This is a genomic window from Streptomyces sp. IMTB 2501 (assembly GCF_001953885.1).
Taxonomy (GTDB): domain Bacteria; phylum Actinomycetota; class Actinomycetes; order Streptomycetales; family Streptomycetaceae; genus Streptomyces.
Genome location: NZ_MQUS01000001.1, coordinates 161,857 through 174,022 on the forward strand (window position 1 = coordinate 161,857; position 12,166 = coordinate 174,022).

Annotated in this window: 18 protein-coding genes and 1 pseudogene; 17 read left to right on the forward strand and 2 right to left on the reverse strand. The window is 61.3% G+C overall.

Features of this window, described 5'->3' with window-relative positions; translation table 11 throughout:
• Window positions 1–609 precede the first annotated feature (609 nt).
• Entirely contained in the window at window positions 610–1,095 is a 486-nt protein-coding gene (locus AV521_RS00750; protein WP_076082208.1) for a hypothetical protein, read from the forward strand.
• 69 nt (window positions 1,096–1,164) lie between these two features.
• On the opposite strand, the gene AV521_RS00755 is transcribed toward AV521_RS00750, so the two are convergent.
• Both AV521_RS00755 and AV521_RS00760 read right to left on the reverse strand, forming a co-directional pair.
• Window positions 1,165–1,569 (reverse strand): thioesterase family protein, encoded by a 405-nt coding sequence (locus AV521_RS00755; protein ID WP_076082210.1) that lies wholly within the window; start codon window positions 1,567–1,569, stop codon window positions 1,165–1,167.
• Window positions 1,566–2,408 (reverse strand): helix-turn-helix transcriptional regulator, encoded by an 843-nt coding sequence (locus tag AV521_RS00760; protein ID WP_076082212.1) that lies wholly within the window; start codon window positions 2,406–2,408, stop codon window positions 1,566–1,568. Before AV521_RS00760 ends, AV521_RS00755 begins: the two co-directional genes overlap by 4 nt.
• Window positions 2,409–2,849: 441 nt before the next feature.
• On the opposite strand from AV521_RS00760, the gene AV521_RS48530 reads away from it, so the two are divergent.
• The 16 genes and pseudogenes from AV521_RS48530 to AV521_RS00830 all read left to right on the forward strand — a co-directional run bounded on the left by AV521_RS48530 (window position 2,850) and on the right by AV521_RS00830 (window position 12,150).
• A complete protein-coding gene (locus AV521_RS48530) occupies window positions 2,850–3,188 on the forward strand; it encodes a hypothetical protein (RefSeq protein WP_143658559.1) in 339 nt (112 codons plus the stop codon).
• The gene (locus tag AV521_RS00765) at window positions 3,185–3,991 is read left to right on the forward strand and encodes a PD-(D/E)XK nuclease family protein (protein WP_256725372.1); all 807 of its coding nucleotides are present in this window, start codon (window positions 3,185–3,187) and stop codon (window positions 3,989–3,991) included. Before AV521_RS48530 ends, AV521_RS00765 begins: the two co-directional genes overlap by 4 nt.
• A gap of 29 nt (window positions 3,992–4,020) precedes the next feature.
• A complete protein-coding gene (locus AV521_RS00770; RefSeq protein ID WP_076082214.1) occupies window positions 4,021–4,845 on the forward strand; it encodes an AAA family ATPase in 825 nt (274 codons plus the stop codon).
• 66 nt (window positions 4,846–4,911) lie between these two features.
• Window positions 4,912–5,343, forward strand: coding sequence for an endonuclease VII domain-containing protein (locus AV521_RS00775; RefSeq protein ID WP_218639322.1), 432 nt, complete (start codon window positions 4,912–4,914; stop codon window positions 5,341–5,343).
• Window positions 5,340–5,588 (forward strand): hypothetical protein, encoded by a 249-nt coding sequence (locus AV521_RS00780; protein ID WP_076082218.1) that lies wholly within the window; start codon window positions 5,340–5,342, stop codon window positions 5,586–5,588. Before AV521_RS00775 ends, AV521_RS00780 begins: the two co-directional genes overlap by 4 nt.
• Window position 5,589: 1 nt before the next feature.
• Window positions 5,590–5,775: pseudogene (locus AV521_RS52495) on the forward strand (CHC2 zinc finger domain-containing protein); the annotation flags it as partial.
• A 31-nt stretch (window positions 5,776–5,806) separates the two neighbouring features.
• Window positions 5,807–6,493 carry a toprim domain-containing protein gene (locus AV521_RS50285; RefSeq protein WP_256725373.1) on the forward strand — a complete coding sequence of 229 codons (687 nt, stop codon included), beginning with the start codon at window positions 5,807–5,809 and terminating at the stop codon, window positions 6,491–6,493.
• Entirely contained in the window at window positions 6,490–6,897 is a 408-nt protein-coding gene (locus AV521_RS46270; RefSeq protein WP_079249054.1) for a DUF3310 domain-containing protein, read from the forward strand. Before AV521_RS50285 ends, AV521_RS46270 begins: the two co-directional genes overlap by 4 nt.
• Window positions 6,898–6,971: 74 nt before the next feature.
• Window positions 6,972–7,637 carry a ribonuclease H-like domain-containing protein gene (locus tag AV521_RS00800; protein ID WP_079249055.1) on the forward strand — a complete coding sequence of 222 codons (666 nt, stop codon included), beginning with the start codon at window positions 6,972–6,974 and terminating at the stop codon, window positions 7,635–7,637.
• Between the two features lie 8 nt (window positions 7,638–7,645).
• Window positions 7,646–8,212, forward strand: coding sequence for a hypothetical protein (locus AV521_RS00805; protein WP_079249056.1), 567 nt, complete (start codon window positions 7,646–7,648; stop codon window positions 8,210–8,212).
• Complete coding sequence (locus AV521_RS00810) at window positions 8,209–8,406, forward strand: hypothetical protein (RefSeq protein ID WP_076082223.1); 198 nt, start codon at window positions 8,209–8,211, stop codon at window positions 8,404–8,406. Before AV521_RS00805 ends, AV521_RS00810 begins: the two co-directional genes overlap by 4 nt.
• Before the next feature lie 9 nt (window positions 8,407–8,415).
• A complete protein-coding gene (gene nrdJ / locus AV521_RS00815; RefSeq protein ID WP_256725374.1) occupies window positions 8,416–10,419 on the forward strand; it encodes a ribonucleoside-triphosphate reductase, adenosylcobalamin-dependent in 2,004 nt (667 codons plus the stop codon).
• Window positions 10,420–10,477: 58 nt separating this feature from the next.
• Window positions 10,478–11,002, forward strand: a complete 525-nt coding sequence (locus tag AV521_RS00820; RefSeq protein WP_076082225.1) for a hypothetical protein — start codon at window positions 10,478–10,480, stop codon at window positions 11,000–11,002.
• Window positions 11,003–11,102: 100 nt separating this feature from the next.
• The gene (gene thyX, locus AV521_RS00825; protein WP_079249105.1) at window positions 11,103–11,786 is read left to right on the forward strand and encodes an FAD-dependent thymidylate synthase; all 684 of its coding nucleotides are present in this window, start codon (window positions 11,103–11,105) and stop codon (window positions 11,784–11,786) included.
• Between the two features lie 11 nt (window positions 11,787–11,797).
• Window positions 11,798–11,923 carry a hypothetical protein gene (locus AV521_RS50290; protein ID WP_256725375.1) on the forward strand — a complete coding sequence of 42 codons (126 nt, stop codon included), beginning with the start codon at window positions 11,798–11,800 and terminating at the stop codon, window positions 11,921–11,923.
• Window positions 11,923–12,150: a hypothetical protein gene (locus tag AV521_RS00830; RefSeq protein ID WP_076082227.1), complete on the forward strand. Its 228-nt coding sequence runs from the start codon at window positions 11,923–11,925 to the stop codon at window positions 12,148–12,150. Before AV521_RS50290 ends, AV521_RS00830 begins: the two co-directional genes overlap by 1 nt.
• Window positions 12,151–12,166 lie beyond the last annotated feature (16 nt).

The window sequence follows — 12,166 nt, forward strand, 5'->3', positions numbered from 1 at the left end:
GCTCACCCCCTATGAAGTTGAAATCCCGATGAGTCCGGACCATCCGGTTCTGGTGTCTGTGTGTGATGCGCTGCTGCATCGGGATCGGTGAATCGACAGGGACTCGAACCCTGACCTGCCTCCCGGACAGGGAGGAGTGCGCTCCTACACCGCGATTCCAGCCGGGAGCTACCCGACCTTGGCCGGCCGAAGGGGATCAGCCTTGGCCGGTCGAATGAGTGGCCCCGGCTGGTTTCTGATCTGGCAGCCGGGGCCAATGCCTTCCTGGACCTCTACCGGAAGAACTCAACGGGAGGTCTGACAAGAAGGAACCTTTCAAAGAGTAGGTCTGGCCTGACCTGTTCTTTAAAGAACTACTAACTAACTAACTTCTTCTCTCTTTCTTCTTCTCACTATAAATGTCGGTGTCTCTGGGGTAGTCAGGGGACAAGTATAAGTAGAGATGTGACACAGGTCTCTTGCGCTAGACTCTACGGGTGAGTAGCGTGTGAGGTGTGTCTCACTTTGGGATGTGATCCGAACCTTCCGATAGGCCCTCGGCGATGTCCGATGTTAGGGTCACGGGTGGCCAAGTTAGTTGAGTGGAGCAAACAAAGGGGAGCGAGTCGGGTGCAGAAGGTTCTTCCAGACCTCAATGCGCTGGTCCGCCTGAAGGAGCAAGGCCTCACGGATGACCAGATCGGCGCCCGGTACAACGTGAGCGGCCAGGCCGTGAACAAGGCCCTGACCTTGGGCGGGTACTACACCCAGGCCGTCTCCAGGGAAGTGATCGAGAAGGCCATCCCCTGGACCATCAAGCGCACCGAGGCGGCTGGCAGCCACCACAACTCGTACCTGGGCAAGTCCGTCATGGCGTACCTGCGTGTGGCCATGGGGGATGAGACAGCCAAGGACAGTCACCGCTTGGCTGCCAAGCGCCTACGCGCACGGCTGCTCCGTGACGACCAGGTCATCGACTACGACTCCCACAGCAAGGACGGCTTCATTCTGGAGGACAGGGAGGAGCGGGACGGCGCTCTCATCTTCCGTTGGCCTGTCGGCAAAGACCTGCCGGAGGGGAAGATCCTTCATGCCATCACCCTCGATGAAGGTTAGTCCCCACGCACTTCCCACAGGGTGCGACGAGGCCCCCACGGTGACACCGTGAGGGCCTCGTTGGTGTTGTCAGGTCGCGTAGGACGTCAAGACGTTTCGCTCGTGCTCTGAGAAGCGGCGGACCCGGCCAGTGTTGGAATCGAACGCGGCGATCACGGAACGGGACGCTACATATACGTCCTCGCCATCCTTGATCTCGCAGCAGAGCGTGATCGACGCGCCCCTCACGTTTTCTACCCACGCTTCTATGGTCGCTGGCTCGCTTCGGTACACCAGAGGTCGGACAAACCTGAGTGTCTGCTCGTGCACGACGAAGTTCGAGGCGAGCCGTTCAGAGGGATCATCCGGGATGAGTTCGGAGAACATCCGGAATCGGACGTCCTCCAGGTAGACGGCATAGACGGCATTGTTCACGTGGCCGTTGGCATCCATGTCGGCCCACCGCAGAGGGCACGAGTGTATGTAACGGGTCACTGCTGCTCCTCGGTGTTTCCCGGGGTCTTGAACCCATCCATGTCATCCGGCCATGTGAGGAGTACGAGTCGCAGGCTGGGGAGGCTGGCTGGTGTGAACACCTGACTGATCGCGTCGATCGGCTCGTAGTTGAAGTATGGGAGCCGGGCTCGGAAATGATGTCCGTCCCGGTTGGAAACTACCGTGGTCTCCTCTTCCCAGAACGCGCGGATGATCGGATCTTCCAGGGCAGCGAGGAGGATACGCGCGATGGTTGTGTCTGCCCCTCGGCGGGCGATGTCCATGCGAATCATGCCGAGATAGACCCGGCAGTGCGACTCCCAGCTCACCAATTCCTTCCGGGCGTCGGGGTGGAGGAACGCCCAGCGCATCAGGTTGGCGTCAGGCTCGTATACCCACGGGGCCCAGTTCCCCCACGCCTTGTTGAACGCGACGATGTTCCAATCCTCGTCGGATACGTATGCGGGTCGCTCGCCCTGGTGGTTGAGTACCCAGGAGATGGGCCGCAACTTGGGGTCGTCTCGATGGGACGTGACGCCGACGGGGCTGGGGACGCCCATCGTCATCAAGAACAGAGTCATCCGTTCTGCGGGACCGAGGCCCAGGCAGTCTGCGATTCGCTGGAGCACATCGGCGTCGTACTTCACGGGCAGGCCGGCCTCGAACGTGCGATACCACTTGTCGCTCTTCCCGCTGGCCTGTTGGACCTTGGACTGCGGCAGCGGTCCGTTCAGCCCCAGCTCCTGTCCGCGAGCCGCACGCCATGACTTCAGGTACCTCGTCAGGTTCGACGCTGCGATGAGATCGGACACCTCGTACCGATGGGCTTGCTCGTTCACCCGATGTGCCTTCCATGTTTGCTTACGCGTAGCTCCCACCATATGCAGACTGATCACCCGAACTGTTGGTTGCAACGGCATATCCCAGTGAATGTGGGATTAAGGTCACACATCGGTGATCACCGGTAAAAAGTTACCGGTGACTGCTTACCGGTGAGAAAGTGCCGCCCTTGTCCTGCTATACCTGCCCTTGACCAGCAGATTGCCCCTTCTGGATCGTTTGACGAGGCGTGAATATGTCGTGTGCATGCCTGTCATCTCGTCGTCGGATATGCGGGGTACGTGCTGCGGCGGGTGAGGGGGTGGATGGGGGAAGGGGGCCGTGGTGAGCGCCACAGTTGGGATGTGATACAAACTGTCGCAGGTGCCCTAGAGTGGTTTTAGAGTTGCTTTAGAGTGGCTTGGGTCGCATAGGCCCGACAAAAGAAAGGCCGTCAGAGAGTGTTTCAAACCTTCAAGAACCTCAAGACCAGCGACCGCGCGGGCGAGATCCTGAAGGCGATATCGACGGTAGACACTACGTGCAATAGTCGTGTATACACCGCAGCTTCCGGAGTTGTGGCCATGACAGCTCATGGTCTTGGGAGCGTCACCTGCGTCACCATTGCGGACAACATGGCAGAACCTGAACGGAAGATGCTGATGGAACTTGAAGCGCGCATCGGCTGCTGTCTCGGGGACGCCGAGATCATCCTTCGCGAAGAGTGCGACTGGCCGCACCCGCAGATGAAGGGCTCCACCTGCTTCATCCAGTTCGAGATTTTCGAGGAGTATGTATGACCGTCGAGGCCAACTACGAGCGGTGGGCAGAGATGCCCCGCTCCGTCAGCCAGATCACAGAGTTCGAGGAGTGTCCGTACAAGGCGTGGCTAAAGCGTGTCGAGCGGGTCGAGCCGAGGCCGGCCGCGTGGAGTACCCACGGCACGGCCTTCCATGTGGCCGCCGAGCACTTCGAGAAGTCCGGCCGGGAGATGACGGTCGACCAAGCCGTCAACGTCTTCCAGGACGAGTACAGCAAGGGCATCAACCGTGACCTGGGCAAGCTCAACGACATTGACCAGTGGATGAGGGCCAATCGCGGCACGGCTGCTGACGACCTGGAGGAGCGCTTCGCCAAAGGAACCGAGCAGACGCGCCGCTACGTCGAGTACGTGCAGGACCAGGCCCCCGTGCTCTGGAACCACGACGGCGTGCCCGCCGTCGAGATGTACTTCAAGGCCGACTTCGAGAGCGTCAAGGTCCGCGGCTATATCGACCAGGTTGTCTTGAACAAGGACGAGACCCTGCGGGTTCGGGACCTCAAGACCGGCTCCACCAAGTCAAAGTTCCAGCTCTGGGTCTACGGTCTGGCCCTGAACCAGCTCTACCCCGACGAGCAGGTGACCAACGGGGACTGGTACCTCGCCAAGGACCACCGGCTCTCCCGGCCCGTCAAGATGGCCGACGCCGACCAGGACGAGATCACCGAGCGCATCGTCGCCATGGACCAGGGCGTGAAGTCCGGAGCCTTCCCGGCGAAGCCGGGCTTCGGATGTCGATTTTGCGATGTGTCCCATGGCTGTTCTTTTCGCTCTCGAAGTTGAGATGTGACATTCAGTAGGAAGGAGAACCGTTGTTCAGCCTCAATCAGTCCGTCCTCGTCCGAGGGGCGGCCGGCGAACCCATCCCGTCCCCGTACAAGGGGCTCAAGAAGCTGGAGGTCGAGTTCAGGCGCGGGGACTTCTCTGTGGTGTGCGCCGGAGGTGGCACGGGCAAGAGCCTCACTGCCCTCTTCCTGGCTACCTGGTCCAACGTCCCCACGCTGTACTTCAGCGCCGACAGCACGGCTGCCACGCAGCTCTCCAGGGCTACGGCCATGATCACAGGTGAGAACGCCCGTGAGGTCAAGCAGGCTCTTGTGGCGGACGACGGCTCGTTTGCCAAGTACGAGGAGGCCCTGAGTAAGCGGTGGTGGCTGCGGTTCAACTACAGCGCCAGGCCGACGCCAAGGGATATCGAGGTGCACCTTGAGTGCTACCGCGAGGTGTTCGGCTGCTACCCCCACTTGGTCGTCATCGACAACATCACCAATGTGGACGGGGGAGGCTCCTCGAACGCCGAGGAGTACACCTTCGGGCTGGAGGGGTTGTGCGACTACTTCAACGAGATGGCCCGCGAGACCCGCGCACACGTCATGGCCATGCATCACGTCGTGGGCGAGTACAGCTCCGGTATCAAGCCCATCCCGCTCGACGGCGTGAAGGGCAAGATCGGGCGCGTCCCCTCCGTCGTCCTCACTATCCACGCCGAGGTGGACGGAATGCAGGGCAGGACCCTGCATATCTCGCCGGTCAAGAACCGTGAAGGCTTCACCGACCCCTCCGGGGAAACGTATGCCTCGTTCGAGGTCAATACGTCCAACCTCCAGATAACCGACCTGGATGAAGAGGTGTTCTGACTCACAACCTCTTCATTTGGCCCTGAAGTTGGGATGTGACATACTGGATTCAGGAGAGCGGAGGGCATGAGTCCCCCAAGGAAAGGATTCCGAAAGTGCCAGAGGTGCGAAAGGAATCGAGCGGAGAAGTTCTTCACCTCCGCGCGTGGCAAGGTGTGCTCCTCGTGTCGTAAAAAGACCCGCAGCGCGAGCGCACACGAGACCAGGGTGCAGGCGACATACGGACTTGGCCCGGGGGAGTATGCCGAAATGTTCCGACTCCAGGGCGGCAAGTGCGCCATCTGCCGCCAAACGAGGCAGCAGAGGCTAAGCGTCGACCACTGCCACAAGAGTGGAGTGGTTCGTGGACTCCTGTGCCGGCGCTGCAATTCACAACTGATAGCCCGCGGCGCGAGGGATTCCCCAGTGATTCTCCGTAATGCGGCTGACTACCTAGAAGACCCCCCTGCAATCCGCTTCATAGGCAAGCGGTACCACCGAGAGGACGGCAAGAAGTGATCTCGTACGGCGGCGGCCTGCTCCACGTCACCCTCACTCGCAAGACCGGACTGAACAAGCTCGCGCGACTGCTGGAGGCCGAGGCCACACTCGGGATGCACGAGGAGGCCACGGTCGTCTACAAGTGCCGCAAGGGAGTACTCCGTCAGGTCATGCCCATCGAGACCCTTGCCCAGATGGTGAAGCAGGAAGCCGACGCCATCGACCAGATCCGCCCTGAGGGCGCCGTAAGGGTTGGGATGTGACATGTGGAAGCCGGACATCGCTGACGTCTTCCGGCACTACTACCCCGAGGTTGATCTGAAGGAGAGGGACGGCTGGCACAAGATCCACTGCCCTGAGCACCCAGAAGAGAACCCGTCAGCGTCGGTTAGTTCATTCAAGAACCGTTGGCACTGCTTCGCCTGCGACATCAGCGAAGACAGCTACGACGTGATCATGCGAAAGGAAGGAATCGGGTTCCGTGCTGCTCAAGACTTCGCCGCAGGCCGCTTCCATGGTGGAGATAGCCCAGAGCTACAGCAGGAGCTACCAGGGAAGCCCCGCCGAGCAGTACATCAACTACCGCGGTTTGGGCAGTCTCGCGACCTCGCTGGGGTTCGGGTACGTCGCGGCCCCCGCTACGGGGCATGAGAAGCACCTCGGGCGCCTGGCCATCCCGTACATCAGGCCGGCCGGTGGCGAATTCGCCGTCGCCACCATCCGGTTCAGGTGCGTCAACTGGACCTGCCTCAAACACCCGGATGGCTCCTGGCGGGACGAAGAGTTGCACGAAGGCCACGGCAAGTACCAGAGCCTTCCTGGCAGCAAGCCGCTCCTCTACAACACGCGGGCGCTTATCAAGCCCTCCCGGTACATAGGGATCAGCGAAGGCGAGTTCGATGCTGCAAGCGGCGAGCTGGCCGACATCCCCACCGTGGGCGTCCCCGGAGTCTCCAGCTGGCGAGACCACTTCGACCCGGCCTTCCTCGGATACGAGGTCGTCTTCGCCTTCACCGACGGCGATGAGCCCGGCGAGAAGTTCGTACACATGCTGGCCGATCGCCTCCCCAACGTCGTCCCCATCGAGTTCGGCAAGAAGTCGGACACGAACAAGTTTGTAGTCGAAAACGGCCCCAAGGCCCTCCGAGAGAAGTGCGGATTGGAATGAGTTACCAGATCGGACAGACGGTCTACGTGCAGCAGCACCCGGCCACCGTCGAAGCGTTCTACCCCAGCCATCAAGACGGCGTGGACTTCTACGACCTGAAGTTCCAGGACAGTCACACCGTCGCATTCCCCGCCTACGAGATCACCGCGGAGCCCCGAGTGGGATACGAGAAGCCTGACAACATCAACTCCCCAGCGCATTACACCCAGGGCAAGTACGAGGTCATCGACATCATCCAGGCATCCATGAGCCACGAAGGCTTTCAGGGATACCTCCTCGGAAACATGACCAAGTATCTCCTGCGCTGCCAGCACAAGCATCAGGACGGCGGCTCCGAGGATCTGAAGAAGCTCATCTGGTACGCCGAGAAATACATCGCCAACATCCGAGTGGAGACCGCGTGAATATTCTGACCATTGACCTGGAGACCTCTCCGAATCTCGCGCACGTATGGGGCCTTTGGAATCAGAACGTGGGCATGAGCCAGCTCCTCGAATCTGGTGAGGTCATCTGCTTCGCAGCCAAGTGGTACGACTCGAAGAACGTCATGTTCTACAGCGGCCACGAGCACGGCAAGGCGGAGATGATCCAGGCCGCACATGATCTGCTCGAAGAAGCAGACGCGGTGGTCCACTTCAACGGTCAGCGTTTCGACATACCGCACCTCAACCGAGAGTTCCTGGAGGCCGGCCTCGCTCCTCCGGCCCCGTTCGCTCAGGTGGATCTCCTGAAGGTCGTCAGGAAGCAGTTCCGTTTCCCGAGCAACAAGCTCGACTACGTGGTGCAGAAGCTCGGGATCGGCAAGAAGACCGCGCACACCGGCCACCAGCTCTGGGTGGACTGCCTCTCGGGCGACGAGAAGGCGTGGCGGCTCATGCGGAAGTACAACTGCCAGGACGTACGGGTCACTGAAGACCTCTACGACTACCTGTTGCCGTGGATTCCTACCCACCCCAACCACAGGCTCTACGACGGCGAGGGCGACGGGCACCAGTGCCCCAACTGCGGCTCTGAGGACCTGAAGAAGGAAGGCCGGGCGTACACGTCAGTGACGGTCTACCAGCGCTACCGCTGCGAGAGCTGCGGGAGGTGGAGCCGGGGCAACAAGCGTCTCGACGCGTCCGAACTCACCACCATCAAGTAGGGGGAGCCTTGCAGGACAACCAGATCGACTGGGAGCACCTTGCCGACCTGGCGGGCAAAGTCGCGTACGTCGTTGCCGAGCGGTGGCACATCGTTGAGGCCGACGACGTGAAGCAGGCCATGTTGGAGCACGCGCTTCGAGAGCGGAAGAACATCGCTCCCGTGGCCGACAACGAGCGCATGATGCGCAAGATCTTCTACACGGTCGGCCAGCGCTACGCGGCCCGTGAGCGGGTCTATCGAGACCTCATGGACGGCGAATATTTCTACACCGCGGACGAGGCCAGGAACGCCCTCAAGCTCCTGATCTACACCACGGACGAGTTCGCCAACATGATCGGCAAGAAGGACATGCTGAACCACTGCGAGATCACCGACAACTTGCACACAGCGCGCATGGAGGCCGAGGCCGGCCTCAAGAAGCTCAGCGACCGGTATCAGCGACTGCTCATGTCCCACTACGTCTTCGGTCTCCCGATCGGCAGCGAGGCCGACAAGAAGGCGTGCCAGCGCGGAGTCATCGCCCTCTCGTACGAGATGAACCGCAGCATCCGCAGGAAGGCAGTTCACGCATGATCGAAACTCGCAAGGTCTACAAGCGAGATGACGTTCAGATCGAGGTCGTCTACGACACCGGAACCCTCTCGAAGATCTACCTCGGGGTTCACACCGCGCAGGAGTCCTTCGAGGTGAATCTCGACCGCCGAGACCTCCCTCACCTGAACCACATGGTGAAGGAAGCCTTCAACCAGACCAACACCACCCGATAAGGAATACCCTTGTTCAAGACCGAGACCGCAGAAACCATCTTCAAGCGAACCTACTCGCGTAAGAAGTCCAACGGCGAGATGGAATCCTGGCCGGAAACCGTTCGCCGTGTCGTGGACGGGAACCTCGCCCTGGTGCCCGATCGCTACATCGAGAAGGGCGAGCGAGAAGCCCTCGTGGAGCTGATCGAGAGCTTCCGATTCCTCCCCGCCGGCCGCCATCTCAAGAGCAGCGGGGTCAATGACTTCGCGCTGAACAATTGCTGGGCGAGTGGCTGGGACAGCAGCGACCCCGCCGAGCACTTCCGCTTCACGCTCCTCCGCCTGGCCGAGGGCGGCGGCGTCGGCGCCAACTACAGCAGCCGGTACTTCAGCTGGTTCCCCGTGATCGAGAACCGGGTTCACGTCCACATCGTCTGCGACCCGGCGCACCCTGACTACCTGGATCTGGTCGAGGCCGGGATGATCAGCACCGAGTACGACTACGAGTGGGCCGGCGCCTACAGCGTGGAGGACTCGCGGGAGGGCTGGGCTGCCGCCCTGGGCGATCTGATCGACACGGCCCACTGCCCGGACACCAAGCACGAGAACCGCGTCTACGACGTGTCCCGCGTCCGAGGAAAGGGCGTCCCGCTCCGGTCCTTCGGCGGTACGGCCTCGGGGCCTGAACCGTTCGCACGGATGATGGTCGAGGTCGGCAAGATCCTCACTGACGCCGCTGGCTGGCCCCTCAACGGCATGGACGCCATGGCCATCGACCACCAGATAGCAATGGCCATCGTTGCAGGGGGAGTTCGACGCTCGGCGCGCATGAGCATCATGGCGTGGAACGATCAGCTCGTCTGGGAGTTCCTGAAGGCCAAGGGCGATCAGCTCGCCATGTGGACCACCAACATCAGCGTGGAGGTGGACGACGCCTTCCTGACGGCCGTCGAGGACGGCCAGGAGCACGCGGTCAAGGTCATGGAGACCCTTGCCGAGGGAGCCCTGAAGAACGGGGAGCCCGGCTTCTGGAACAGCTCCCTGACCGCAGTCGGTGAAGTCGATGGGGTCTACACGACCAATCCTTGCGGAGAGGCCACGATCACCCCCTGGGAGCCCTGCAACCTCGGGTCGGTCAACCTGGGCCAGTTCATCAAGGGAGGCCGGGCGGACGTCCAGGGCCTCTACGATGCCCACCGCTACGCGACCCGCTACCTGATCCGGGCCACGTTCGCGAAGGTCGCGGACGCCAAGTCGCAGGAGGCGATCAGCAAGTACAGGCGTATCGGTGTCGGCCATCTGGGCTTTGCCGACTACCTGTTCAAGCAGGGCGTCAAGTACAGCAATGCTCCCTACAATCCGCGGGTTCGCTCGGACCTGAAGTTCATGGCTCAGACCGTGGATCAGGCCGCAGCCGAGTACGCCAACACGTTGCGCATCCCCGTCCCGATCAAGAAGCGCGTCATCGCCCCGACCGGCACCACGAGCAAGCTGGCATCCGTCAGCGGCGAAGGCATCCACGCACCGTTCGCGGCGTACTTCCTGCGGCGCATCCGTTTCTCCGACATCGAACCCTCCGAGGCCGCGCAGGTCGAGGACTATCGGAAGCGGGGCTACAAGGTGGAGCCGTGCGTCTACGGCGCCAACACGTCCGTGGTCGAGATCCCGACCATTGACCCGCTCCTCGTGGAGCACCCCGAGCTGGGCGACGCCTTCGAGCACGCTGGGGAGCTGGACCTCGTACAGATGCTTGCGGTCCAGCAGCTGTACCAGGAGCTGTGGGCGGACCAGGCGGTTTCCTACACGGCCTCCGTCGATCCCGAGACGTACGACCAGACCGACGTCAGCCGGATCATGCTCGGCTTCATGCCAGTGCTGAAGGGGACGACCATCTTCCCGGAGATGAGCCGACCCCAAACCCCCTACGAGCGGATCTCAAAGGAACGATATCTCGATGAAGTCGCCATCGTCGGTGAAGCAGCATCGGATACCGGATACGACGAGGTTTGCGCTTCCGGCGCCTGCCCAATCTGAGATTCATTTCACAGCATATCAAGTTGAGATGTGACACTCTCTCTGAGAGGATTCATTCATGAGTGAAAATCCCTTCGGAAGCTCCCCCTGGGACGAGCTGAACGTCGAGAACGAGAACACCGTCGATAACCACAAGGAGTCGCCCATGACTAATCCCACCACCCACACTCAGGAAGGCGTAACGCTGAGCTTCAAGGGTGGTGAGGGTTACGACGCCTCACTCCTCGTTCTTCGCGCAGCCACCGTTTCCGACATGGACGCCATGCTCGACGAGGAGGCCGGCGCCCTCGCGTCTCTCATGAAGCGCATGGCCAAGATCCAGTCCTTCAACTCCGAGCTGAATTTCAAGGGCAAGGGGACCAAGGCCAAGCCCTCGGGCAAGAACAGCTTCTCCGGGGGCAAGGTCCAGAACTCCGGAGGTGGCGAGCATCGGGGCGTGACCGACTGCGAGCACGGTCGGACTCATGTCGCCAAGAACGGCTGGGAGGCGTACTTCTGCAACGCCGACGAGCGTAAGGGTGAGGATAAGTGCGCCCCCGCCTTCCTTGACAAGAAGTCCGGCAAGTTTGAACTGAAGAACTAGCCGTTCGCTTGCTCCCAAGGTTGTGATGTGACATTAGGGGTCGGGTAAACCGACCCGGCCCCTAGTCCCCTGAAAGGCAATCGTGAAGTTCAAGAGCAGCATGGACGTGGAGCTGGTACAGCAGCTCGCCACGGACGAGATGATCTGCATGGCAGCTCGCGTCAGCACCATCGGCAACCAGGTCCAGGACTACGACGACAAGAGGAACCGGGGCCTCATCGGCTTCCTGATGCGTGACCGGCACGGCAGCCCGTTCGAGCACGGCACCTTCACCTTCCGCATCAGCGCCCCCATCTTCGTCGTCCGCGAGTTCATGCGGCACCGAGCCGGGATGTCCTACAACGAGGAGTCAGGCCGCTACAAGGAACTGGAGCCCGTCTTCTACGTCCCCTCCGACAAGCGGCCCCTGGTCCAGTTCGGCAAGGCCGGCGCCTACGACTTCAAGCTGGGCACCTTCGGCCAGTGGTGGACCACCGACGAGGCCATGCGCACCGCCTACGCAGTCGCCTGGGAGCAGTACCAGCACATGCTCGCCGAGGGCATCGCCCGCGAAATCGCCCGCTCCGTACTGCCGGTCGGCACCTTCAGCACCTTCTACGTCACCTGCAACCCGCGGTCGCTGATGCACTTCCTCTCGCTCCGCGCCAAGAGCGACGACGCCAAGTACAAGAGCTTCCCCCAGGTCGAGATTCAGATGGTGGCCGACCAGATGGAGGCGGAGTTCAAACGCCTCATGCCCGTCACTCACGAGATGTTCGCCAAGCATGGGCGCGTCGCGCCGTAAAGGAGCTGCCAGTGTTCGATAGCTGGGACGAAATCCCCCTCTGGGTCTACGACCACAACAACATGACCGTCGAACGGCGCATTGGCCCTGACACTCCCGAGCCCGAGTTCCCCTCGATCCTGGAGGGGGCCTACTGATGCTCGGAAAGAAGACAAAGCAAATCCGGCTGCTCCGCCTGGAAGTTGAGATGGCCAACCGAACCAACGCCCACTTCCAGAAGGTCAACAACCGGCTCAACGAGTACATCGACGGCCTAGAAGCCGAGCTGGACATCGCTGTCCAGGAGTACACGGAGCTGGAAGCCACGTGCAACGCCCTCGTCGCAGAGCGTGAGGCTTCGCAGGCTGCGGAGCCTTCCTCTTAACCCCATCAAGTTGGGA